Origin of the sequence: uncultured Tateyamaria sp. (genome assembly GCF_947494755.1) — a bacterium.
Taxonomy (GTDB): domain Bacteria; phylum Pseudomonadota; class Alphaproteobacteria; order Rhodobacterales; family Rhodobacteraceae; genus Tateyamaria.
The window spans coordinates 1-24,516 of record NZ_CANLVZ010000001.1 but is presented as its reverse complement, the minus strand read 5'-3'; the positions used below and the strand labels follow the sequence as shown (position 1 = coordinate 24,516).

The following is a 24,516-nucleotide window of genomic DNA, read 5'->3' as shown; positions in this document are numbered from 1 at the left end:
ACATGCGCAACATATCGAGGCGGCATGACGCGCACGCAAATATAAGCCCTTGTTTAAAAATAGAAAAAGGGTCGCCTTTTGGCGACCCTTCAATTTGTTCGTGACCAGAATTTAGTTGGCTTGGCGCCGCAGGAAGGCCGGAATTTCAATCCGCTCCTGTTCTGGGTCCACAGCCTCGGTTGGTTGAGGCGCGGGCGCAGGGGCCGGAGCCGCCGCACGGGTCTGAACGGGTGGCTGTTGACGCGCCGGTGCCTGCGCCGGAGCCCCTTCGGGCGTGCCTGTCATCCGATTGATCAGTGAATTGATCCCGAACCGTGGTTTTTCCGCACTGGGCTGAGCTGCCGGTGCCGGCTGCGGTGCGGGTGCCGCTTTTTGCGTGGCGGCACGCAGACGGGCCAGCGCTTCGGGCGATGGTGTGCCCGGGGCTGGCGCGCGGGGCGCGATGAAGTTTTCGGCAGGCTGCATTTCAGGTTCGGGCCTTGGCTCGAACGCAGCAACTTGCGGCTGATATGCCGGGGGCGGCAGGTCATCTTCGGCAGCGACAGGCGTGTCATCTGCAAAGATATCCTCGGCCATGTCCTGTGCGGCGGCCTCGTTCACGTCAAGTTCCTGAAACAGCGATGGCTCTTCGGCGGCTGCGGCCATAGGGGCGGGTTCCGGGTCTGCCATCGGAGTAGCCGGTGCGGGTGCTTCGGCCGCAACCGATTGCGCCAAAGGTGCCGCCATCGACCGGCGTGGGACCGGCATTTCGGAGTGTACGTCGCTGGCATCGATGCCCGTGGCGACAACGCTGACGCGCATCATGCCTTCCATCGCCGTGTCCAGTGTCGAACCGACAATGATGTTGGCGTCTGGATCGACTTCTTCGCGGATGCGGTTGGCCGCTTCGTCGAGTTCAAACAGGGTCAGATCGTGTGCGCCGGTGATGTTGATAAGCACGCCCTTGGCACCGCGCAGGCTGATTTCGTCCAGCAGCGGGTTCGCGATGGCCTTCTCGGCGGCCTGGATCGCACGATCTTCGCCGTCGGCCTCGCCTGTGCCCATCATGGCTTTGCCCATCTCGTCCATCACGGCACGCACGTCCGCAAAGTCGAGGTTGATCAGGCCCGGACGGACCATCAGGTCGGTCACGCCTTTGACACCTTGATACAGCACGTCATCGGCCATCGAGAACGCCTCGGTGAAGGTCGTCTTTTCATTGGCCAGACGGAACAGGTTCTGGTTGGGAATGATGATCAGCGTATCGACCATTTTTTGCAGGGCATCGACACCGTCTTCGGCCTGCTTCATCCGCTTGGCACCTTCGAACTGGAAGGGCTTGGTGACGACGCCAACGGTCAGGACGCCCAACTCACGCGCGGCTTGCGCGATGATGGGTGCCGCACCTGTGCCAGTGCCACCGCCCATACCAGCGGTGATAAAGCACATATGCGCACCCGCCAGATGATCGACGATCTGTTCGATTGATTCTTCGGCTGCTGCGGCCCCGACAGAGGCACGTGCCCCGGCCCCGAGCCCCTCGGTGACCTTGATCCCCAACTGAACCCGGTTTGTCGCGGCGGACTGTTGCAGTGCCTGCGCATCGGTGTTGGCAACGACGAAATCGACGCCATCCAGTTGTTTTTCAATCATGTTATTGACGGCGTTCCCGCCTGCCCCACCAACGCCAAACACGGTGATGCGTGGTTTCAGCTCGTCATGTCCGGGCAACGATAGGTTCAATGTCATCGATCAGGTCCGCCTGTCTGGTTTGCCGCATTCGCGGGTGTTTTTGTGCCTAAATTCCCACAATCCTAGCGATTTGTGGCCCCAACGTCACCCTTAAAACGCGGATTTACCGCAAAATATGGGCAAATTCTTGCTGTCGTTCACTCTATGTCCGCTCAACACCCAGATATTGCGATCACCAGTTGTCTCGGAACCATTTTACCGCCCGCCGGAGCGAGCGCGCCGGATAACGATCATGCGGGATATCAAAGTCCCACCACTCGTCCTGTGGATGGGCTGCAAACAGGGCGAGGCCGACGGCGCTCGCAAATCCGGGGCCGGTCGCGGCCTGCGGCAATCCGTGGACCCGCAAGGGGCGACCCAGGCGCACTTGCTGGCCCAAGATCTTGCTGGCCAGCCCGTCCAGGCCGGGGATTTGGCTGCCTCCGCCGGTCAGTACAATCTGCTGGCTTGGCAGGTGGTCAAACCCGGCAGCGTCCAGGCGGGCGCGTACTTCTTCCAAAATCTCTTCGACGCGCGGACGCATGATGCCGATCAACTCGGCGCGGCTGGCCGTGCGCCGGTCGTGTTCGTAATCGCCAGTGTCGCCGCCAATCTCGATCATCTCGCGGTCATCCATGCCCGTGGCCTGAACGCCGCCGTAAAAGGTCTTGATCCGTTCGGCATTGGCGGTGGGCACTTGCAGGCCCATCGAAATGTCCGAGGTCACGTGATCCCCGCCCATGCGCACGGCATCCGCATAAATCATGTGTTTCTTGATAAAGATCGACACGCCGGTGGAGCCGCCACCAAGGTCGATACAAGCCGCGCCCAGTTCCTGCTCATCCTCAACCAGCGCGGCAATGCCTGACGCATAGGCCGAGGATGCGATCCCGGCCAGTTCCAGATCGCAGCGTTTTACGCAATGGGCCAGATGCTGCACGGCGGGGGCATCCACGGTCAGCATGTGCATGTCCACCGCCAACGAGTTGCCCAACTGCCCGCGCGGGTCCGACAGGCCCGAGCGGTGATCGAGCGCAAAGTTCACCGGCTGCGCGTGCAGCACTTCGCGGTTTTCGCCGTAATCGGGCACATCACACATCGACAGCACGCGGGCCACATCCTGTTCGGACACGACCTGCCCTTCCAGATCGACTTGAGCATCAAGACCATAGCTGCGCGGCTCGGCCCCCGAGAAGCAGGCAATCACATGATCGACGCGGATATTGGCCATTTTCTGGGCAGCTTGCAGGGCGGTGCGAATGGCGCGCTCGGTTTCCTGCATCGCGCAGATCTCGCCAAAGCGGACCCCGCGCGACCGGGTAGTCGCCGCCCCGATGACCCGAAATCCCGACTGCCCGGCCAAGGATCCGATCTCGCCCTCTTCGCCCAGTTTGGCGGTGCCATCAAAGCGCAGCACGAGGCAGGCGATCTTGGAGCTGCCCACGTCCAGAATGGCGACAACTCCCCGCTGCATCGCGATCTTGCGCATGTTCCGCATGCTGCGTTGGCTGTCATATAGATCGGTCATAACTGTCACTCGGTCCCGGAATTCAACTGTCGGATACGCCACCATTCTTCGGTGGCGGTCGTGTTCATGCGCACGGTCGGGCGGCCTGTCAGGCGCAGATCGATGCGGGCAATATCGCGGCTGAGGACTTCGTCCACACCGTGCAGGGCAATCACGCGCTCAAGGGCGCCTACCGGGTTTTCGACCGGCAGCATGATGCGCTGGTCGCGATCGAGCACCACGTCCCACCGCCGATCGCCCAGCCGGACCAGCCCGCGCAGGCGATCCCCCAACGGGCCCCCTGCCCGCACCAGCGTCAGCGCCTCGTTCACATGGGCAGGGGCCCCGTCACCTGCAATCACAGGCAGGTTGGGCCGCAAACCACGGCGCGCGATGGGGCCGACGTGAACACCGCTTTCGTCGATCAGCGTCAAACCCTCGGGCGTGCGCCAGATCGCGACAGGCACCCGCGGGATCAGATCAATTTGCAGCACACCGCCGGGACGAATGCGCACGCTCGCCTCGCGGATGGGCGGCATTTCGAGGATTTTGGCCCGCATCGCCGCCGGATCGAGGTCAAAGGACGAAATCGGGAAGTCCAGCGGGATCGCTGTGCGGATCGCTTCGGCGAGTTCCGGATCACCCCCGTCAATGGCCATGAGATTGACCATGAATTCGGGGCGCTGTTCGATGCTGGCCCGCGTTTCGGCCACGGCGTCGCGGATCGCGGTCTGGGTGTCCGGGTCCGACAGGAACCATGTGGCCGCGCCAAGCGAGACCGCAAAGGGCAGGCCCGCCCGCAGGGTCAGTCGGAACAGCGGCGTCAGCATCAACCGCTGCATCCGGTACGACCAGCGCGAGGGGGCCGGATCGGCCTTGGGGCTGCGACGACGGTTCAACGATGGCATGAGGCGTCCTCCACCATCCACGCGCACAGCTCACCAAAGGAGATGCCCGCGGCCAGCGCCTGTTCAGGGGTCAGGGATGTGGGCGTCATGCCCGGCTGCGTGTTGGTTTCGAGCAGGATCAACCCGTCCGCGCCCTTGTCCTCGTCCCACCGGAAATCGGTGCGGCTGACACCCCGACATCCCAAGGCGTTGTGGGCACGCACGGCGTAATCAAGGCAAAGCTCGGTGATTTCGGTGGGCACATCAGCCGGGATCACATGGCGCGACCCGCCCATTTTGTATTTGGCGTCATAGTCATACCAGCCCTCGGTGATGATGTCGGTCACGCCAAGGGGGCGCGTGCCCATCACGGTTGTTGTCAACTCGCGCCCCGGGGCAAAGGCTTCGACCATCACGTCGGCGGGCATGTCGTGGCTAAGCTGGGGCGGACCATTGGCCGCCTCGTGGACGAGGTAGACGCCAACGCTTGAGCCTTCGTTGTTGGGTTTGACCACGTAAGGAGGTTGCATCACGTGGCGTGCGCGCACGTCCGATGCGGGCGCAATGATGCTTTTGACGACGGGCAGACCGGCAGCGATATAGACGTCCTTGGTACGCTGCTTGTCCATGGCGAGCGCCGAAGACAGCACACCGGAATGGGAATAGGGAATGCCCAGCCATTCAAGCATGCCCTGCACGCAACCGTCTTCGCCCCACCGCCCATGCAGGCAGTTCAGAACCGCGTCTGGTTTTTCGGATGCAAGAACAGAAGCAAGGTCGGGGCCTGCATCGACCTCGACCACCTCATATCCCCGGTCCCTCAAGGCGGCTGCGCAGGGTTTCCCGCTGGACAGGGACACCTCGCGTTCGGCCGAGGGGCCACCCATCAATACAACCACTTTCGGGGACGTCCTGCTCGACTGACCCGCCATGTGCCTCTCGTCTCGGAGCCCGTTTTCGAGCCCTCATTGGTTATCGCCGATATTTGATTTTTATGTTCGGCCCGCCTTGCCCATAGTGCCGGTTTTTTACTGCCCCGGTTCGCCTATGCGCATAATTTCCCATTCTAGCGTGATACCACTGGAATCGTAAACCTTTTTCCGCACCTCTTCGCCCAATCCTTCAAGATCAGCTGCACTGGCCGTGCCGGTGTTGATCAGAAAGTTGGAATGTTTCTCGCTCATCTGCGCCCCACCCCGCATGGCACCGCGCAGGCCCGCGTCGTCAATCACCTTCCACGCCTTGAGGTCATGGACGTCATCAGCCTGCCCCGTGGACGAAAATCCGGCGGGGTTGCGGAATGTCGATCCGGCGCTGCGGTCCTTCGTTGGTTGGGTCGCGTCGCGCTTGGCCAGTTGATCCTCCATCCGTGCATGCAGGGCGGCCGCATCGCCCAAGGGCGCGCGCAAGGTCACCGATGTCAGCACCGCGCCTGCGGGCAGGTCGGACTGGCGATAGCGGAAATTCATGTCATCGGGCCCAAGGCGGAGCAGGCTGCCATCGCGCAGCACCGCCTCGGCCCCCTCGAAAACATCTGCTGTGTAGCTGCCATAGCAACCCGCATTCATCCGCACCGCCCCGCCGATCGAGCCGGGAATGGTGCGCAGAAAGGTCAGATCGGTGCCCGCATCCGCAGCTCGGCGCGCCACATGTGCGTCAAGGGCCGCTGCGCCTGCGGTGACAGTCTCGCCCTCGACGGTGATGCCGTTGAAGCCGCGCCCAAGCCGGATCACCACCGCGCGCAAGCCCCCGTCGCGCACGATCAGATTGCTGCCGACCCCCATGGGAAAGACGGGCACCTCGGGCGGCAGTGCGGCCATGAACGCCTGCAAATCCGCGATATCGGCGGGCTGGAACAGCCAATCCGCCGGTCCGCCGACGCGCAACCAGGTGAGGCTTGAGAGGTCCTTGTTCGGGGTCAGGGTGCCGCGCACCTGTGGCAGATCATAACGCATGTGGCGACCCTTGGCCTGTAGCGCGGGCGTGGTCAAGTCGCCCGGGTACGGTCCCGCAGCAGCCATGCAAAGATCGCACCGCCCACCAGCCCGGTCGCCGCCGTGGGCGCAATCAGATAGGACAGCAGGATAAAGCCGACCCCATCCCCGGGATGCAGGTTCGCGGGCGTAAAGCTGGAATAAAGCGTCAGGCTAATCAGCATCAGGATCCCGGCCAGCACCAAAAGCGGGCGGCCACGGCGCACCAGTATGAACGCAAGCACGCAGCCCACGGCAACGGATGTGACCGCCAGCCCTGTCATCGCACGATCCGCCCCTTGATCCAGCGACCCAGATAGATGACGGGCCAGCGCAGAATGCTCATCCCTGCCGCCAGCACCAGCAACCCGGCCCATGGCCCGTGTTGCCAGGTGACAAAACCAACGATGGGAATGCCGATGGCGATCAGCCCATAGGCGTTTGTCCAGTGGTTGTCCCGGCTTGGGAACATAGCCATCACGTTGGCGGCAAGGCCCCAAAGACAGGCAAGGATCAGGGGTAGGCTCATGAGCGCAGCTCCGGCGGAAGTTGGGGGTTTTGACCACGGGCCTTGGCCCAGAAGTAGCGCAACGGATTGCGGAACATCGATACGAAAGCGGCCAGCGCGAGTGCGCCCGCCCACCATGCAACGCTGATCCCGATCCAGAGGATCAGGACAGGGGCGGCGATCAGCAAGGCGATGCCGGGGATATATTGGCGACGCATGGGCAGCATCGCCACCAACGTGGCGGCAAAGACCCATCCGATACAGGCAAGTGCGAGAATCATGCGGCCCCTTTCTGCAACCGGCCCGGCAAGGCATTGGCCCAGGTCGAGATCGTGCCCGCGCCAAGGCAGACCACCATGTCACCGGGGCGCGCCTGTTCGCGCACAAGCCGTTCCAGATCATCCTCGCCCATCACGGCGCGCGCGTGGCGGTGCCCGTGGCGGATGAGGCCCGCGACCAGATCATCGCGCGAGGCCCCTTCGATGGGGTCCTCACCAGCCGAGAAGATGTCGGTGATCCCGACCACATCGGCATCGTTGAAGCAGGCGCAGAATTCATCGAAATGGTGGTGCAGCCGGGTGAAGCGGTGCGGCTGATGCACTGCGATCACGCGACCTGTCGTGGCTTGGCGGGCGGCTTTGAGCACGGCGGCAATCTCCACCGGGTGGTGACCGTAATCGTCGATGATCGTGACACCCTCAATCTCGCCCACCCGGGTAAAGCGGCGGTTAACGCCCCCGAAATTGGCCAGCGCGGTGCGGATTTCCTCGCCCTTCATGCCCAGATGACGGGCGACGGCGACGGCGGACAACGCGTTCGACACGTTATGATCCCCCGGCATCGGCAGGCTGCACCCTTCGATCACCATATCCTCGCCTTGCAGCGCGATATCGAAATGAGCGACGCCAGCCTTATAAGTCAGGTTGATCGCGCGCACATCGGCCTGGGCGTTGAAGCCGTAGGTGATGACGCGCCGGTCGGTGATCTTGCCCACCAGCGCCTGCACTTCGGGATGATCGGTGCAGCACACGGCGACGCCGTAAAACGGAATGTTCGAGGTAAAGTCGAGAAAACCCTGCCGCAGGTTCTCGATGGTCCCCCAATGCTCCATATGCTCGGGGTCGATGTTGGTGACGATCGCGATGGTGGCGGGCAGGCGGTTGAAGGTGCCGTCGCTTTCATCCGCCTCGACGACCATCCACTCGCCCTCACCTTTGCGCGCGTTGGAACCATAGGCGTGGATGATGCCGCCATTGACGACGGTGGGGTCGAATTTGCCCTCGTCCAGCAGGGCGGCGACCATGGTAGTTGTGGTCGTCTTGCCGTGGGTGCCGGCGACGGCGATGTTGGATTTCAGGCGCATGAGTTCGGCCAGCATCTCGGCCCGGCGCACGATGGGCAGGCCCAAGGCACGGGCCGCATCCAGTTCGGCATTGCCCGGCTTGATGGCGGAGGAGATGACGACGACTGCCGCGTCTTCGACATTATTGGCCGTTTGACCAACAAAGATATGCGCGCCCAATTCGGCCAGCCGGTCGGTGATGGGCGAGCGTTTCAGGTCCGAGCCCTGCACGCGGTAGCCGTGGTTCAGCAGCACCTCGGCAATGCCGGACATGCCGATGCCGCCGATGCCGACGAAATGGATGGGGCCCACGTCTCCGGGCAGTTTGGTGGCAGCGTTCATGACTGGCCTTTCTCGGCTAAAATTTCGACCATGGCGGCCAGTGTTTCGGTGGCATCAGGTTTGGCGACGCTTTGCGCGGCGCGCGACATCTGAAGCGCGCCATCGGGATTGTCGAGGACGGTTGCGATCTGTGCCGCGACGGCATCCACGCTGAGCCGGCTTTCGGGGATCAGAATGGCGGCCCCCGCATCGACAAGGCCGCGCGCGTTGGCGGTCTGGTGATCGGCCGTGGCCGCCGCGTAAGGGATGAGGATCGAGGGGCGCCCGATGATGGAAATATCCGCAACCGAGGATGCCCCCGCGCGGCTGATGACCAGTTGCGCCTCGGACATGCGGCGCGGCACGTCCTTGAAAAATGGCTGCACATCGGCGGCAATCCCATGTTCGTCGTAATAGGCGCGCACGCGCTCTTCATCCTCGCCGCGCGCCTGATGGCTGACACGGATGTTTCTCAGCCGCTCGACCGGCAGGCTGGCAATGGCGGGCGGGATCACATCCGACAGGATGCGCGCGCCCTGAGAGCCGCCGATCACCAACAGTTCCATCGGGTAGTCGCCGGGCGCGATATATCCGGCCCCTGCCCGTTCCAGCACCGCACTGCGCACCGGATTGCCCACATGGATGCCTTCAACGCCCTCGGGCAGATCGGTTGGCCACGTGCCGCAGGCCACCGCATCAACGCGGGAGGCAAAGGCCTGATTGACCTTGCCCAACACACCGTTTTGTTCATGGATCATGCGCGGCAGGCGCAGCACTGTGGCCGCTGCCATGGCCGGGATCGTGGGATAGCCACCAAAGCCGACCACGACTGCTGGTTTGTCGCGCGTCAGCTTCACGACCGCGCTCAGCACGCCTGCCCCGATCCGAAACGGGGTCGCGGCCTTGGCCAGCAGGCCACCACGCGCAAAGGTGCTCGAGGATATCTGTTCGATCTCGGTCGTATGGGGAAAGCCGCCGGTATAACGCGCGCCGCGCGCATCCGTGCTCAGCTTGACCCGCCAGCCGCGCGCCAACATCGCCTCGGCCAGCGCCTGGGCCGGGAACATGTGCCCGCCCGTACCGCCCGCCGCGATGAGGAGCAGGGGCTGGCTCATCTGCGCCGCCCCAAAAGGTCCGAAATTTCACCCTGTGGCCGGGTCCGGGTGAAAGCGAGCAACATGCCCACCGCAATGCCCGAGGCAATCACCGAACTGCCGCCATAGGATACAAACGGTAAGGTCATGCCCTTGGCAGGCAGCAAGCGCACGGCGACACCCATGTTGATCATCGCCTGCACGCCGAACATGCAGGCGAGGCCCGTGCCCGCGAGGCGAATGAACGGATCGCGTTCGCGCACAAGGCGCAAGAGCGAGCGCACGACAATGCCAGTATAAAGCACGATGATGCACAGAACCAGGATCAGCCCGTATTCCTCGGCAGCCACGGCGATGATGAAATCCGTATGTGCATCCGGCAGCGACCATTTCACCTGTCCCTCGCCCACGCCCACGCCAAACAACCCACCCTCCTGAATTGCGTTGGTGGCATAACCAAGCTGCGTGCGCGGATCGACGTCCGGAGACAGGAAGCCATCAATGCGGCGGGCAAAGTGCTCGGAATTGGAATAGGCGATGGTGCCCGCAAACACGACCATCCCTGCCATGCCGACCAGCAGAACCATCGGCGCACCGGCCACGAAATACATCACACCCCAGCCAAACAGCACCAGACAGGCCTGCCCAAAATCAGGTTGCAGGGCGAGCATCAGAACGATGGAAATGCATAACGCAAAGGACCACACCTTGCCCGGCGGGCCATTGATGTCCTGACTAGCGGCCATCATCCAGGCTGCGGCGACAACAAATCCGGGCTTGAGAAACTCGGAAGGCTGGATCGACGCAAAGCCAAGCGAATACCACCGCATCGCGCCCTTGCCGAAATCCGTGCCAAAGAAGGGCAGCAGAGCCAGCGCCACAAAGGCGACCAAAAACCCCAGAACTGCCAAGCGACGCACCAGAACGGGCGTCATCATCGAGGTCAGGATCATCGCGATCAGCGCGACCACACCAAAGACCGCCTGTCGGATGACATAGTGAAAGGGGGGAAAGCCGTTCTTTTCAGCCAGCGGCACTGACGCCGCCAGCCCAAGCAACAGACCAATCGCAAACAGGATCAGCACACAGCTGAGCGACCATTTGTCGATGGTGCGCCACCATTTTGGAAGGATGGGTTCGCCGTCCCGCACCGGGACCGCGCCATAGACCATTTCTGTCATGATCTGCCGCCTTACTGCTGTCACTGCCTCTGACCTTCGGTGTGTCCCGAAGTGCCTGCGCATAAGCATAGCGGCAAAAAACGGCGCGGGCTAGCCCTTGTTCGGCTGGCGCGCGCGGGACTTAAGCGGCTTTATGCGTGCCGCGGATGGGGTAGTCGTTTTCGCGGACAAACTTGATGCCGTTCAACGTCCCTTCAAGGCCTGGGCGCAGGAACGGCGCGTTCGACACATCCACCATCTGGATCATGCCATCGGAGTTGATAACAAACAGCCCCGGCTCGGCAAAGGGGCGGTCGGTTTCCTGCGGGCCGCGCGGATCCGACACATAAAGGCCCAGAGCGTCCATCTGCTTGAGCGTCATCCCATAACCCACTGGCATCGTGAGGCTTTGCTCATCCGCCATGGTCTGCGCCTTGTCCTTGGGGTCACCCGAGACAACAACCACATCGACGCCAAGCTCGTGGAATTTGGACTGCATCTCCTCCACTTCCGCCAGATAGCGCTTGCACAGCGGGCAGTGTAGGCCGCGATATACAATCACCAACTGCCAGTCGCGCCCGCCTTGCGGCTCGCCCAATGTCGTGGTGCCCCCGCCAAGGGTGTGGACTTCGGTCTTGGGAAACATGCTGCCTGCGGCCAATGCAGTCATAGTCAAATTCCTTTCCATTTTATTGCTGTCTCAGGACGTAGGCCTGCGCCGCCGCGCCGCAACCCCTGCGCCTTGACCCTTTCTGTGCAATCCTGCACGCACGGGTCATGGACTACGATACACTTGTCATAGGGGCTGGCGCGGCTGGCATGATGTGCGCCGCCCACGCGGGCGGGCGGGTGCTGGTCATAGACCACGCGAAAGCCGCCGGGGAAAAGATCCGCATTTCAGGCGGTGGCCGGTGCAACTTCACCAACATGTATTGTGAGCCCGCCGCCTTCCTGTCCCAAAATCCGCATTTTGCGAAATCCGCATTGGCGCGCTACACGCAATGGGATTTTCTTGGCTTGGTCGATGCGCACGGGATCGCGTGGCATGAAAAGACGCTTGGGCAATTGTTCTGCGATGTGTCAGCCAAAGAGATCATCGCCATGCTGCACGGTCTGATGCAAGGCGCAGGTGTGGAACTGCGATTGCGCACCTCCGTCAGCGATCTCGCAAAGGTGGCGGACGGATTTACGGCCATCGTGACGCAGGACGATCGCGCAACGCCCGTCACCGCCCGCAATGTGGTGATCGCCACGGGCGGAAAATCCATCCCCAAAATGGGCGCGAGCGGCTTTGCCTACGACATCGCGCGCCAATTCGGGCATGCGGTCACCCCGCTTGAGCCTGCCTTGGTCCCCTTTACCTTTGCGGATCGGCGGTTCGCGGACATCTCAGGCGTCGCCTGCCCCGCCCGCGTGACGGCCAATGGCCCAGCCTTCGACGAGGCGGTGTTGTTCACCCATCGTGGTCTGTCCGGTCCCGCGATCCTGCAAGCCTCGAGCTATTGGGATGCAGGCCAGCCAATCCGGCTGCATCTGGCCCCAGAGGCGGATCTGGGATCCGCCTTACGTGACAAACGCACGCGTGAGGGCAAGAAGGCACTGACAACCGAGCTTGGCCGCCACCTGCCCGCCCGTCTCGTGGATCACCTCAGCACACAGATGGATCTGTCTGGGCGCTTGGGCGATTTGTCAGATGCGCGCATCGACGCGCTTGTGCACGATCTCTCCCACTGGGCACTCACGCCCGATGGCACCGAAGGCTACCGCACCGCCGAAGTCACCCGAGGTGGGGTCAATACGGATGGGCTGAGTTCAAAGACCATGGAATCCAAAACCACGCCGGGCCTCTATTTCATCGGCGAGGCGGTTGACGTCACCGGCTGGCTTGGGGGCTACAATTTTCAATGGGCCTGGTCATCGGCCATGGCCTGCGCGGGCGCGCTTCAGGACTGATCTCTGTCTCGGAGCCGCCGTTGCCTGCACCCGAACGGTCAGATGAAGGCGCGCGCATCAAGGCAAATCGCCGAGGGCCCCCGGAACGGGGAGACGGCTATTTGCCTTGAGGGGCGAGACGTCATCTGGCAGGCCCGGGATCAGGCAAGGGTGGATCCGAGACAGATTTCTGTCTTGGTGAGCCAGCAGCCGACTGTCCCAAATCAAGGATGTCGTGCGCGCGTCAGCGCGCTCCGTTGGATCAGAGCCGTTTGGTGACTTCTTCCGCAAAATCCTCGCCGCGCCGCTCGAAGCTGTCATATTGATCAAAGCTCGCCGCCGCAGGGGCCAGCAGTACAACGTCGCCCGGTTCGGCATCCGCCATCGCAGCTTCGACGGCTGCCACCATCGTGCCGCACACTTGCGCCTCGACATCCAATTGCATTGCAAATTGCGCCGCCTCGCGCCCGATCACGTAGGCCTTGCGCACCGACCCGGCCGCCGCCTCGGCCAACCCGCCAAGCCCGCCCTCTTTCTGCAACCCACCACAAATCCAGCGCACGTTGTCAAAAGCCGCCAGCGCCTTGGCCGCGCTGTCCACGTTCGTGGCCTTGCTGTCATTGACATAACGCACGCCACCCGCCTCGGCGATCAACTGGCTGCGGTGCGGCAGCCCGGCGAAGGTGCGGAATGCGCCCTCGATCACTTTGGGGGCCACGCCTACCGCCCGGGCCGCCGCATAGGCCGCGCAGGCGTTCTGGTGGTTGTGCGCACCGGGCAATCCCGCCACGTCGCGCAGATCGATCGAGGCCACCTGCCGCCCCTTGCGGGTTTCCGACAAAAACCCCTTGCGGGCAAAGACCTGCCAGCCGGGCCCGTTCAACTTGGTGTCGACCGAGATGCGGATGACGCGATCATCACCGCGCCCTTCGCTGAGTTGGTTGGCGAGGTAGCGCCCCTCGGCCTCGTCCACCCCGATGATGGCCCGGTCGGGTCCGCCTTCGGCGAAAAGGCGACGCTTGGCCGCGAAATATCCCCCCATGCCTGCGTGCCGGTCGAGGTGGTCAGGGCTGAGATTGGTGAAGACAGCCACGTCGGGGGTCAGTGCGCGCGCGAGGTCGGTCTGATAGCTCGACAATTCCAGCACGATGATCTCGCCGTCACGCGGCGGGTCGAGGTCCAGCACACCGCGCCCGATATTACCCGCCAGTTGGCTGGGCCGGGCCGCGACCTCCATGATGTGATGGAGCAAGGCTGATGTTGTGGATTTGCCGTTCGATCCGGTGACGGCGATCACGCGCGGCGGCGTGTCGAGTGCGCTCGAGTCCGGCGTGGCAAAGGATTGAAAGAACAACCCGATATCGTTGTCGACCGGCACGCCTGCGGCGAGGGCTGCCGCCACCACCGGGTTCGGCGCGGGGTAAAGATGCGGGATTCCGGGGCTGACGATCAGCCGGGCGATGTCGTCAAAGGCGTTCTGTTTCTTGAGGTCGGTGCAGGTGAACCCTTCGGCCTCGGCCTTGACACGCGCATCCGGATTGTCGTCCCAGCAGATAGGTTGCGCCCCGCCTGCGGCGAGCGCCCGTGCCGCCGACAGGCCGGAGCGGCCGAGTCCCAGCACGCCGACGCGTGCGCCTGTGAGGCCGCGCACCGGGATCATGGGTCTGTGCTCGGGGTCGGGACGGGAACGAGGGGCCAGCCCCTCGCGCTCCCTGCGGTACTTTTGGTCAGAAGAAGGGGCAGGATGCGCATTACCGCACCTTGAGCGTGGCGAGGCCGATCATGGCGAGGATCAAGGCGATGATCCAGAAGCGGATCACGATTTGCGGTTCGGCCCAGCCTTTTTTCTCATAGTGGTGATGGATAGGGGCCATCAGGAATGCCCGTTTGCCGGTGCGTTTGAAATAGATCACCTGGATCATCACGCTGAGCGCTTCGGCCACGAACACGCCGCCCACGATGGCAAAGACGATCTCGTGTTTGGCCGCCACCGCGATGGCTCCGAGCGCGCCGCCGAGCGCAAGTGAACCTGTGTCGCCCATAAAGACCGCCGCCGGGGGTGCGTTGTACCACAAGAATCCGAGCCCGCCACCGATGATGCCCATGGTGAAGATCAGCAACTCGCCCGTACCCGGCACATAGTGCAGCCCTAGGTCCTCGGTGAAGTCCACGCGCCCCACCACATAGGCGATCACCCCAAGCGTGCCCGCCGCGATCATCACCGGCATGATCGCCAGCCCATCGAGCCCATCCGTCAGGTTCACTGCGTTGGCCGAGCCCACGATCACGATGATCGAAAACGGGATGAACACAAGGCCAAGGTTGATCAGCACATCCTTGAACACCGGCACGGCCAATTGGTTTTGCAGCCCATCAGGGTGCGCCAGCGTGGAGAGGTATGCAGCAATGGCCGCGATCACAAAGCCCAAGAGCAGGCGCACGCGCCCCGGCACTCCGGCTGTCGTCTGCTTGGACACTTTCGCATAATCATCGGCAAACCCGATCAGACCGAAGGCCAGCGTGACCCCCAGAACGATCCACACGAACGGGTTGTCGAGCCGTGCCCACAGCAATGTGGATGTGACCAGTGCCCCCACGATCAGCAACCCTCCCATGGTCGGTGTGCCCGCCTTGGCAAAATGCCCTTCGGGGCCATCATCGCGGATCGGCTGTCCCTTACCCTGCCGTTTGCGCAGCACGTTGATCAGTGGCTTGCCAAAGATGAACCCGAACAAGAGCGCGGTCAGAAACGCGCCGCCGGCGCGGAACGTGATGTAGCGGAACAGGTTGAAAAAGTCCCCGCCATCGGAAAGTGCCGTCAACCAATAGAGCATTGCTGCTGTCCCTACTCATTATCTTGTGGGTCTGCGCCCGTTGCCCCCGGATGGCCCATTTTGCGGATCGCGTCAACGATCAGGGCAAGTTTCATGCTGAGCGAGCCCTTGACCAGCACAACATCGCCGCTGTCGAGGCGACGGGCAACGCGGGGTGCCATCTCGGCTGCGGTTTCGGCCCACATCCCCTGTTTTTCCGCCGGAAGCGCTTCGTGCAGGTTCCGCATGAGCGGACCGATGCAGTGGATCACGTCGAGCGTGGCGACCGCGTCCAGTTCGACCAACTCGGCGTGCATATCGGGCCCGTCGGGACCGAGTTCCTTCATATCACCCACAAAAGCGATGCGTCGCCCCTTGCTGACGCGCCCGATGTCGTGCGTCACCTGTGCCGCCGCCAAGACTTCGAGCGAGGCGGCCATGGAGGTGGGATTCGCGTTGTAGCTGTCGTCGATCAGTTCCAGCGTCAGATGGGTTTCGACCGGGTCCAGCGTTATGATCTCGCGCGCGCCGCGCCCTTCGTAAGGCGACCAGCGTCCGAGGGATTGGGCGGCCAGCGCGAGGTCCGCACCCAGAGCCTCTGCTGCGGCCAAGGCCCCGAGCCCGTTCATCGCGAAATGTTTGCCCACCCCGCCAACCTTGAACAACAGTGGTGCATCATGCACCGTCGCGCGCACCACAGTCGTGTCCTGTTGCAGATCCACGGATTTCAAAACGAAATCAAAGCCGTGCTCGCCGAACCCGATATCGCGGCGCTTGGCGTCATGGGCCTTGGCCTGCAGGATGGCCGCCGTTGAACAATCGTTGTTGAGGATCGCGGTGCCCCCGTATTCCAGCCCCTCGATGATCGACGCCTTTTCCAGCGCGATCCCTTCGATGTTCTCGAACGCCTCGAGATGGGCGGCGGCCACGGTGGTAATCATGGCCACGTGGGGGCGGGCCAGTTTGGCGAGCGGCGCGATCTCGCCGGGGTGGTTCATCCCGATCTCGATCACCGCATATTCGGTGTCGGCGGGCATCCGGGCCAGCGTCAGCGGCACGCCCCAGTGATTGTTGTAACTGGCGACCGAGGCGTGGGTACGCCCCTGATCGGACAGGATCGCGCGCATCATCTCCTTGGTCGAGGTTTTGCCGACCGAGCCGGTGATCGCCACCACCTTGGCATCCGTCCGCGCGCGCGCCGCAGCACCGAGCGTCTCGAGGGCCGCCAGCACATCCGGCACGATCAGCAGTGGGGCATCCTCCCCCACCCCATCCGGCACATGAGTCACGACGGCGGCGGCAGCTCCGGCTTCCAAAGCGGCGACAACGAAATCATGCCCGTCACGCGCGGCTTTCAGGGCGACGAACAGATCACCGGGTTGCAGCGTTCGCGTGTCGATGGACACGCCGGTGGCCTCCCAATCGGTGGTGTTGCGCCCGCCTGTCGCGGCGGCGGCGTCGGTCGAGGTCCAGAGGCTCATGTCAGTCGTCCCTCCAGCGCGGCCACAGCCACGCTTGCCTGTTCAGCATCGTCAAAGGGCAGCACATCATCCCCGACGATCTGCCCGGTTTCATGGCCCTTGCCCGCGATCAGCAGCGCGTCACCCGGTTCGAGCGTATCCACCGCGCGCAAGATCGCCTCGGCCCGGTCGCCCACTTCGGTGGCGTCGGGGCAGCCTTGCATCACGGCGGCACGGATTGATGCAGGGTCTTCGCTGCGCGGGTTGTCGTCAGTGACGAAGACCACATCTGCGTGTTGCGCCGCCGCCTGCCCCATCAGCGGGCGTTTGCCTGCATCTCGGTCCCCCCCTGCGCCCACGATCGCGACCAGCTTGCCCATGACATGCGGGCGCATGGCCCACAGGGCCGTGGCGACCGCATCGGGCGTATGGGCGTAATCCACAAAGACCGCCGCGCTGTTCTCGCGTCGCGCGGCCAGTTGCATACGGCCCCGCACAGTGCCCAGATGCGGCAGCGTGTCGAACACCTGCGCAGGCTCCGCGCCGCAGGCGATCACGAGGCCGCAGGCCAGCATCACATTGTCCGCCTGAAAACCGCCGATCAAGGGCAGGCGCGCGGTGTAGGCCTTGCCGCCGAATTCAAATCGCACATCCTGCCCCGTCGCATCGAAGCGTTGGGCAGACAGGCGCAGATCGCCGCCGTCGCGCCCGACGCTCAGCACGCTCTGGCCACGCGCGCGCGCAATGGCGGCCATGTCCACGCCGCGCGCATCGTCCATATTGATCACCGCCACCCCGTCCTCGGGCAGCACGCGGGCGAACAGGCCCGCCTTGGCGTCGAAATAGGCCTCGAACGTGTGATGGTAGTCAAGGTGATCCTGCGTGAAGTTCGTGAATCCGGCGGCCTTGAGCGTCACGCCATCAAGGCGGCGCTGGTCGAGCCCGTGGGACGACGCCTCCATCGCCGCATGGGTGATGCCGTTGGCAGCGGCTTCGGCCAATGTGCGGTGTAGGGTGATCGGTTCGGGCGTCGTGTGGGCGAGCGGCGCGGTCCATGCCCCCTCAACCCCGGTGGTGCCGAGGTTGACGGCCGGCAACTCCATCTCGACCCAGATCTGGCGCACGAAGGTCGACACGGACGTCTTGCCGTTGGTGCCGGTGACGGCGACCATCGTCTCGGGCTGCGCGCCAAACCACAAAGCGGCGGTGCGGCTCAGCGCCTCGCGTGGGGCGTCGGTGATGACGACCGCAATGCCGTCCAACACGTCAGCGGCAATCTCGGCCCCTTCCGCGTCCGTCAGCACGGCCACGGCCCCCATGCGCAGTGCATATTGGATGAATTCGGCCCCGTGTATGCGCGCACCGGGCATGGCGGCGAACAGGAACCCGTCCTTGACCTCGCGGCTGTCCACGGCGATGCCGGTGATGTCTGGATTGGCCCCGCCCCGGGCCGTCAGCCCCAGGGTCGAGAGTGATCGTGCTGGCGCGCCCATGTGTTTGGCCTTTTTGGCTCGGGTGCGGATCGCACCTCAGTCGTTGCTGCTGGTGAGCGTTATATCAGCCAGTCGGCCCGGTTCAACGGTTGGACGCAGGCCCAAAAGCGGTGCGATGCGCCCGATCATTTCGGCGGCGACGGGCACTGCCGTCCAGCCTGCGGTGCGGCGCGGCTTGTCTCCGGACGTCTCGACCGGTTCGTCCAGCGTCACCACCAGCACGTATTTGGGATCATGGGCGGGGAAAAGGGTGGCGAAGGTGGCGATCACCTTGTCCTCGTAATACCCGCCGCGTGGCTTGGGTTTGTCCGCTGTCCCCGTCTTGCCGCCCACTGCATAGCCGGGCACTTCGCCCATGCTGGCCGTGCCGGAGGTCACCACCGCGCGCAGCATGTCGCGCGCCGCGTTGGCCGCACCCGTGCTCATCACGCGCTCCTTGGTTTGGGGGCCGGACTTTTTCAGGATCGTCGGGTCCACCTTGAAGCCGCCATTGGCGATGGCCGCATAACCGGCGGCCAGATGCATCGGCGACGTCGACAACCCGTGCCCATAGCTGATCGTGACGGCGCTCAGGTCCGTCCAGCGTTTGGGCAAGAGCGGCTTGCCGGTGCGCGCCTCGAAAATCTCGAACGGGGTCGCCTCGAAAAAGCCGAGGGATTTCAGGAAGTCCTGCTGGCGTTTCACACCGATCTGCAAGGCCATGCGCCCGGTGCCGCGGTTGGAGGATTTGACGATGATGTCGCTGACGCTCAGCTTGCCGTAATTCTTGTTACGGAATTCGCCGATCGGAAAACCACCCACACGCATCGGACCCGAAGTGTCGATGATGGTCGAGGGGGAGACAAGGCCCAACTCGACAGCCTGCGCGGCGGCAAAGATCTTGAAGGTCGAGCCAAGTTCATAAACCCCCTGCACCGACCGGTTGAAGAGCGGGCTGTCGCTTTGATCGCCTTTGGTGGCGGGGCGGGGGCGGTTGTTGGGATCGAAATTGGGCAGGCTCACGACCGAGATCACCTCGCCCGTATGCACGTCCATCAAAACGGATGTTGCGCCCTTGGCGTTCATAATCTTCATACCGCCATACAGCACCCGTTCCGAGGCCGCCTGCACCGTCAGGTCCAGCGACAATTCCAACGGCTTCTGCCCATTTGCGGGGTCACGTAGATAGTCGTCAAACTGCTTTTCAACGCCCGCAACGCCGATGACTTCAGCGGCGCTGACGCCCTCCTTGCCGAAAGATGCGCCCCCCAGAACGTGTGCGGCCAAGGCTCCGTTCGGATAAAGGCGCATGTCGCGCGGGCCGAACATCAGACCGGGGTCGCCGATTTCATGCACCAGTTGCATCTGTTCAGGGCTGATTTTCTTCTTGATCCACAAGAACTTGCGCTTGCCCGTAAACTGCTGGATCAGGTCCGCCTCCTTGAGGTCGGGAAACACGGCTGCCAGCCCTTTGGCCGAGGCCACCGGGTCCACCATGTGGGGCGGTTGGGCGTAAAGCGCGTGAGTTTCGAAATTCGTAGCCAGCAGATGCCCGTTGCGATCCACAATATCCGCGCGCGAGGCCGAGATCGCAGCACCTTGTGCAGCTGTGCGCGGCTCGACCGGCTCGGATGTTGCCAATGCACCCATCCGCAGACCCACAACGCCAAAGGCGCAGAAAAAGAACAGGCCCAGCACCAAAAGCCGCCCTTCGGCGCGCTGACGGGCATGATCGCGCATGTCCTCGTGACGGGCGCGGATGTTCTCGCGTTCAATCGCGTCCGGGTTTTCACCAGCTTCGCGGGCCGGCAGAATACGGGCGAGCGGGCGCAGAGGGGTGCGGATCATGGCTGCTGCTCCTCTTGGTCAAGCTCACCAGACAGCTCGATCGCATTGTCGAGGATCAGTTTGGGCGGCGCAGGATAAGCGACCTCATCCACGCGCCCGAACTGGTCGGGGCGGAAAGGCAACAAGCCAAGGCGATCAAAGTTGATGTCCGCCAGGTCGCGCAGCCGGTCGGGGCGGTTCAGATAGGCCCATTCGGCGCGCAACACCGCCAGACGCGCATGTGCGGCGCGGATATCGCGGTGCAACTGGTCGGTCTCGGCGAGCGACTCTTGCGTGGCGTAATTCTCGCGGTAGGCCCAAAACGCGAGGCCGATCACGGCCAGCGTCGTCAATATATACAGTATGGTGCGCATCAGAGCGTCCCCTTGATCTGCGGCATTCCAATGGATTTTGCGTCAATATCCCCCGCCGGGGCGTCTGTGCGGGTTGCGATGCGCAACTTGGCAGACCGGCTGCGCGGATTGGCGGCAAGCTCGGCATCGTCGGGGCCAATGGCCTTGCGGCTTTTGACAGCGAATTGCGCGGCACTTTTCGTGGTCTCGGGGGCATAGCGGTTGGCATTGGCCTGCTGGCCCGCGCGCGCGGTCAGAAAGCGTTTGACCATGCGATCCTCGACCGAGTGAAAGGTGACAACGGCCAGCTTACCACCCGGCGCCAAAGCCCGTTCAGCCGCCATAAGCCCCTGATAGAGCTCACCATATTCATTATTCACTGCGATGCGCAGCGCCTGAAAGCTGCGGGTCGCGGGGTGGGACTGTCCGGGCTTGGGGCGCGGCAGGCATTTTCCGACCACGCCTGCCAGTTCCAGCGTGGTGGTGATAGGGCGGGCGGCGATGATGGCGCGCGCGATGCGGCGGCTGGCGCGCTCTTCGCCGTAGTGGAACAGGATATCGGCGAGGGTCTCTTCTTCAACACCATTGACGATATCAGCGGCGGAGGGTCCACCCTGGCTCATCCGCATGTCGAGGGGGCCGTCCTTCATGAAGGAAAACCCGCGCCCGGCCTGATCAAGCTGCATGGAGCTGACCCCAAGGTCGAGCACCACGCCGTCCAGATCGCTGGCATAGGTATCAAGTTGCGAAAACACGCCGGGCTGCATCACCAGCCGGTCGCCGTATTCGTTCGCCCAATCAGCGGCCATGTCAAAGGCGAGCGGGTCGCGGTCAACCGCGATGACCTGTTCGGCCCCCGCCTCGAGCAGTGCGCGGGTATAGCCGCCCGCGCCAAACGTGCCATCCAGCCAGCGCCCCTCGATAGGGGCGCAATGCGACAGGATCGCGTCGATCAGTACCGGTATATGTGGCCCCCCAGCCGACATCTTATACCATGTCCCCGTCCAGATAGACGGACGGATCAAGGTCGGGGTCGAACCCGTCATCGTCCAGCGCGGCGATGCTGGCGTCATACGCTTCGGGCCGCCAAATCTCGAACGTATCGCCCGAGGAGACGAAACGTGCCATGCCATCCAGCCCGATCTTGTCGCGCAGCTTGGCCGGCAGCACGATGCGGCCCGTGTCATCCACGACCGTCTCGATGGATTGCGCGCTATAAAGCCGCTCCATCGCCTTGCGCTTGGCCGAGCCGCGCGGATGCTTGGAAATCTTGTCGTCGACCTCGTCCATCGCCTCGATGGTGAAGCCTTCGAGGAAGTCACGGGTGGACCCACCGTAAACGAGGATGATGCGGGGCGGCAGGCCGTCGGTCCAGTCCGGGTCGCCCGCCTCGATCACACGACGAAACGAGGCCGGGATAGACACCCTGCCCTTCGCGTCCACCTTGTGGTCGCTTTCGCCTCTGAACCTGCGTGCCACCGTTTGGCCCGTCCCTCTTTATGTCCGCGCGCGATCCCCATCCGTGCGGTAGAAATGGAAACGGCGGGTTGATCTGCTGCCACTGATCAACCCGCCGCCCTCGTCCCGACTTGCGGGATGTCCAGCTGCGCGCGCCACCTGGGGGGATGTCTGCTCGCTCGCGCGCCGGATCTCTGGTCTGATGAAAGCGAGTTGCCTGTATGAAACCTGCTAGAGTTTTGTTTTCTGCGTGGGGTCGTTTGTTGCCCCGTGTCTCGTTCTCATCTGATGCACTAGGGATGCCATGGGATAACATGGTACGCAATGGTTTTTTGAGGACATATAGGGGCAGGACAGTACATTAACGGCCATGTCATTCACGGTTTTAGCTATAGTTTTCGATCAAATGGAGCTTATGCAGTCACACATCGAAGCCTGAACACTATATGTTGTGCCTGACTTCAGGCGCCCAATCTGCCCCACATTTTCCCAAAAAAATGCGGCACTGGGCACCTTTCTTCGCGTGTTTACTTTTTGTTCTCAACGTATTTCTGCCTAGAATGCGCAATTGATCCAATTCTGATTCGGAATTAGGGACCGAATACCGCCCCTCGCCCATGATTTCCCATGGATCAGACTGCTTAGATCAGGCCATCCCGCCTTTGATCAGCCCCTCAGCAATGCGCGCATAGGCCTCGGCCATCGGCCCGTCCCCGGCGGCAATCGGTGTGCCCCCGTCCCCCGCCAGCCGGGTATCGAGGTCGATGGGCAGTGCGCCAAGCAGCGGCACGCCCATCGTCTCGGCTTCTGCCGCAACACCCCCCTGCCCGAAAATCTGGTGCTGCGACCCACAATCGGGACAAACGAACATCGACATGTTCTCGATCAGGCCCAGAACGGGGGTCTTCAGCGTGGCAAACATGTCGAGCGCCTTGCGTGCATCTATGAGCGCCACATCCTGTGGGGTCGATACGACTATGGCACCCGTCAGCTCGGATTTGGTGCACAGCGTCAGCTGCACGTCGCCCGTGCCGGGGGGCAGGTCGACCAGCAGCACGTCCAGTTCGCCCCACTTCACCTGCCCCAGCATCTGTTGCAGCGCGCCCATCAGCATCGGGCCGCGCCACACGACTGCCTTGCCCTCTTCCATCATGAAGCCGATGGACATGAGCGTCACGCCATGGGCCTGTAGCGGAATGATCGTCTTGCCATCGGGCGAAGCGGGGCGCTTGTTGACGCCCATCATGCGCGGCTGGCTCGGACCGTATATATCTGCGTCAAGCAGCCCCACCTTGCGTCCCTGCCGGGCCAGGGCCACGGCGAGGTTGGACGAGACAGTGGATTTGCCCACACCGCCCTTGCCCGAGCCGATGGCCAGAATGCGTTGCACGCCAGAGGGTTTGGTGGGCCCCTCTTGCGGTTTGGGGTGGCCGCCGATCTTGAGGCTGGGCGGTGCGGCGGGTTTGGCGGCGGGGCCATGGGCGGTCAGGGCCACGCGGGCCTGCGCCACACCGTCCATATCACGCACAAGCTGTTCAGCAGCCGCACGGATCGGCTCCATCCGGGCTGCGACCTCTGGGCTGGGCGCTTCAATCACGAATTGCACCTGATCGCCCTCGATCGATACCGCACGAATCATATCGCGGCTTACGAGGTCGCCCCCATCGGGCATGCCGACACGGGCCAAGGTGGCGAGGATATCGTCTTTGGTCACAGGCATGGTGCATTTCTCCGCTCGGGTGCCGCATTAACTGGCAGATTTCGCAGCGCGCACAAGAGACACCGGCACAGCCGCGACATCATTGCCAGTTCATTGGGCGGTCCGCACAAGTTTTCAACCGTAACCCCATGCAATTGCTGCATAGCAGCATTGCCGCAGAAAGCATTGTGCAAGCGCAGCATTCACTTATGTTTGGGTCAACGAAATTGAGCAAGTTTAGAAAACGAGGCAAAACACATGGCCTATTACAACGATATCAACACCCGCAGCGATCTGCTTGAGCGGATCCTTGGGACAGCCGCCCGCATTCTGGAAACCGCCGCCGAAAAGCGCGCACAGAACCGCATCTATCGTACGACACTGGGCGAGTTGGATGCCCTGTCCAACCGCGAGCTGGCTGACCTGGGCATGCACCGCTCCGAACTCAAGCGCGTCGCTTGGGAGTCGGCCCACGGCACGGCTGCGCACTGAACACCGAGATCAGATGTCCCTCTCCTCCTCCCTGGGGCATCTGTAAATTGGCGGCGGCGTCCTCCTCCTCCCTGACGTCGCCGCACCTTTTATTCCGCGCCCACTGACGGGTGCATCACGAGACACATCGCCACCGGTCCTCCTCCTCCCTGACCGACGCGATGTTGCAAGAGCGGCGGCCCCTCCTCCCTGGGGTCGCCGTTTTCTTTGTGTTCACGAAGGTGAACACAAAGGGTGGCAAGGACTGCTTTCTGAAAGAAAGCTGTCGGCCACTCAGAAGCGTTCGGTCACTGAGATATATTGTGCCGAGGCGCGTATTCTGACCGTGATCGGGATGGGTCTGAGTTGAACGATAGGGGGTGGCTGACAGCTTTCTTGCAGAAAGCAGTCCTTGCCACTGGTTGCTTTCACCTACGTGATCGGGATGGGTTTGAGTTGAACGATAGGGGGTGGCTGACAGCTTTCTTGCAGAAAGCAGTCCTTGCCACTGGTTGCTTTCACCTACGTG

The 24,516-nt window shown here is 63.0% G+C and carries 23 protein-coding genes; 2 read left to right on the top strand and 21 right to left on the bottom strand.

Annotated features, from left to right (window positions below):
* Positions 1-111: 111 nt before the first annotated feature.
* From ftsZ to Q0908_RS00060, 12 genes are all read right to left on the bottom strand, one after another.
* On the bottom strand, positions 112-1,728 hold the full coding sequence (gene ftsZ / locus Q0908_RS00115) for a cell division protein FtsZ (protein ID WP_299280223.1): 1,617 nt from the start codon (positions 1,726-1,728) through the stop codon (positions 112-114).
* Positions 1,729-1,903: 175 nt separating this feature from the next.
* On the bottom strand, positions 1,904-3,238 hold the full coding sequence (ftsA, locus tag Q0908_RS00110; protein ID WP_299280220.1) for a cell division protein FtsA: 1,335 nt from the start codon (positions 3,236-3,238) through the stop codon (positions 1,904-1,906).
* 5 nt (positions 3,239-3,243) lie between these two features.
* Positions 3,244-4,125 carry a cell division protein FtsQ/DivIB gene (locus Q0908_RS00105; protein ID WP_299280217.1) on the bottom strand — a complete coding sequence of 294 codons (882 nt, stop codon included), beginning with the start codon at positions 4,123-4,125 and terminating at the stop codon, positions 3,244-3,246.
* On the bottom strand, positions 4,113-5,036 hold the full coding sequence (locus Q0908_RS00100) for a D-alanine--D-alanine ligase (RefSeq protein ID WP_299280214.1): 924 nt from the start codon (positions 5,034-5,036) through the stop codon (positions 4,113-4,115). The genes Q0908_RS00105 and Q0908_RS00100 overlap by 13 nt, the downstream gene beginning before the upstream one ends.
* A gap of 96 nt (positions 5,037-5,132) precedes the next feature.
* Positions 5,133-6,059 carry a UDP-N-acetylmuramate dehydrogenase gene (gene murB, locus Q0908_RS00095; protein ID WP_299280212.1) on the bottom strand — a complete coding sequence of 309 codons (927 nt, stop codon included), beginning with the start codon at positions 6,057-6,059 and terminating at the stop codon, positions 5,133-5,135.
* 32 nt (positions 6,060-6,091) lie between these two features.
* Positions 6,092-6,361, bottom strand: a complete 270-nt coding sequence (locus tag Q0908_RS00090) for a hypothetical protein (protein WP_299280210.1) — start codon at positions 6,359-6,361, stop codon at positions 6,092-6,094.
* Positions 6,358-6,606: a DUF2484 family protein gene (locus Q0908_RS00085; protein ID WP_299280208.1), complete on the bottom strand. Its 249-nt coding sequence runs from the start codon at positions 6,604-6,606 to the stop codon at positions 6,358-6,360. The genes Q0908_RS00090 and Q0908_RS00085 overlap by 4 nt, the downstream gene beginning before the upstream one ends.
* Entirely contained in the window at positions 6,603-6,866 is a 264-nt protein-coding gene (locus tag Q0908_RS00080; protein WP_299280206.1) for a DUF2484 family protein, read from the bottom strand. The genes Q0908_RS00085 and Q0908_RS00080 overlap by 4 nt, the downstream gene beginning before the upstream one ends.
* A complete protein-coding gene (gene murC, locus Q0908_RS00075; RefSeq protein WP_299280204.1) occupies positions 6,863-8,269 on the bottom strand; it encodes a UDP-N-acetylmuramate--L-alanine ligase in 1,407 nt (468 codons plus the stop codon). Before murC ends, Q0908_RS00080 begins: the two co-directional genes overlap by 4 nt.
* Positions 8,266-9,363 (bottom strand): undecaprenyldiphospho-muramoylpentapeptide beta-N-acetylglucosaminyltransferase, encoded by a 1,098-nt coding sequence (gene murG, locus Q0908_RS00070; protein WP_299280202.1) that lies wholly within the window; start codon positions 9,361-9,363, stop codon positions 8,266-8,268. Before murG ends, murC begins: the two co-directional genes overlap by 4 nt.
* Positions 9,360-10,523 carry a putative lipid II flippase FtsW gene (gene ftsW / locus Q0908_RS00065; RefSeq protein ID WP_299280200.1) on the bottom strand — a complete coding sequence of 388 codons (1,164 nt, stop codon included), beginning with the start codon at positions 10,521-10,523 and terminating at the stop codon, positions 9,360-9,362. Before ftsW ends, murG begins: the two co-directional genes overlap by 4 nt.
* A gap of 121 nt (positions 10,524-10,644) precedes the next feature.
* Complete coding sequence (locus tag Q0908_RS00060; RefSeq protein ID WP_299280198.1) at positions 10,645-11,172, bottom strand: redoxin domain-containing protein; 528 nt, start codon at positions 11,170-11,172, stop codon at positions 10,645-10,647.
* Between the two features lie 107 nt (positions 11,173-11,279).
* Between Q0908_RS00060 and Q0908_RS00055 the strand changes: the two genes are divergently transcribed.
* Positions 11,280-12,455: an NAD(P)/FAD-dependent oxidoreductase gene (locus tag Q0908_RS00055; protein WP_299280196.1), complete on the top strand. Its 1,176-nt coding sequence runs from the start codon at positions 11,280-11,282 to the stop codon at positions 12,453-12,455.
* Between the two features lie 241 nt (positions 12,456-12,696).
* Here the strand turns inward: Q0908_RS00055 and murD are convergent, their stop codons facing one another.
* The 9 genes from murD to Q0908_RS00010 form a co-directional block, all read right to left on the bottom strand.
* Complete coding sequence (gene murD / locus Q0908_RS00050; RefSeq protein ID WP_299280194.1) at positions 12,697-14,094, bottom strand: UDP-N-acetylmuramoyl-L-alanine--D-glutamate ligase; 1,398 nt, start codon at positions 14,092-14,094, stop codon at positions 12,697-12,699.
* A gap of 91 nt (positions 14,095-14,185) precedes the next feature.
* Positions 14,186-15,268 (bottom strand): phospho-N-acetylmuramoyl-pentapeptide-transferase, encoded by a 1,083-nt coding sequence (gene mraY / locus Q0908_RS00045; protein WP_299280192.1) that lies wholly within the window; start codon positions 15,266-15,268, stop codon positions 14,186-14,188.
* An 11-nt stretch (positions 15,269-15,279) separates the two neighbouring features.
* Positions 15,280-16,728 (bottom strand): UDP-N-acetylmuramoyl-tripeptide--D-alanyl-D-alanine ligase, encoded by a 1,449-nt coding sequence (murF, locus tag Q0908_RS00040; RefSeq protein ID WP_299280190.1) that lies wholly within the window; start codon positions 16,726-16,728, stop codon positions 15,280-15,282.
* Positions 16,725-18,200, bottom strand: a complete 1,476-nt coding sequence (locus Q0908_RS00035) for a UDP-N-acetylmuramoyl-L-alanyl-D-glutamate--2,6-diaminopimelate ligase (protein WP_299280188.1) — start codon at positions 18,198-18,200, stop codon at positions 16,725-16,727. Before Q0908_RS00035 ends, murF begins: the two co-directional genes overlap by 4 nt.
* A gap of 36 nt (positions 18,201-18,236) precedes the next feature.
* The gene (locus tag Q0908_RS00030; RefSeq protein WP_299280186.1) at positions 18,237-20,027 is read right to left on the bottom strand and encodes a penicillin-binding protein 2; all 1,791 of its coding nucleotides are present in this window, start codon (positions 20,025-20,027) and stop codon (positions 18,237-18,239) included.
* Positions 20,024-20,380, bottom strand: coding sequence for a cell division protein FtsL (locus Q0908_RS00025; RefSeq protein ID WP_299280184.1), 357 nt, complete (start codon positions 20,378-20,380; stop codon positions 20,024-20,026). The genes Q0908_RS00030 and Q0908_RS00025 overlap by 4 nt, the downstream gene beginning before the upstream one ends.
* Entirely contained in the window at positions 20,380-21,345 is a 966-nt protein-coding gene (rsmH, locus tag Q0908_RS00020) for a 16S rRNA (cytosine(1402)-N(4))-methyltransferase RsmH (RefSeq protein ID WP_299280181.1), read from the bottom strand. The genes Q0908_RS00025 and rsmH overlap by 1 nt, the downstream gene beginning before the upstream one ends.
* Before the next feature lies 1 nt (position 21,346).
* Positions 21,347-21,838, bottom strand: coding sequence for a division/cell wall cluster transcriptional repressor MraZ (gene mraZ / locus Q0908_RS00015; protein ID WP_299280179.1), 492 nt, complete (start codon positions 21,836-21,838; stop codon positions 21,347-21,349).
* 625 nt (positions 21,839-22,463) lie between these two features.
* The gene (locus Q0908_RS00010; RefSeq protein WP_299280177.1) at positions 22,464-23,537 is read right to left on the bottom strand and encodes an Mrp/NBP35 family ATP-binding protein; all 1,074 of its coding nucleotides are present in this window, start codon (positions 23,535-23,537) and stop codon (positions 22,464-22,466) included.
* A 237-nt stretch (positions 23,538-23,774) separates the two neighbouring features.
* Here Q0908_RS00010 and Q0908_RS00005 point away from each other — a divergent pair, with 237 nt between their 5' ends.
* Positions 23,775-24,008 carry a DUF1127 domain-containing protein gene (locus Q0908_RS00005; protein ID WP_299280175.1) on the top strand — a complete coding sequence of 78 codons (234 nt, stop codon included), beginning with the start codon at positions 23,775-23,777 and terminating at the stop codon, positions 24,006-24,008.
* Positions 24,009-24,516 lie beyond the last annotated feature (508 nt).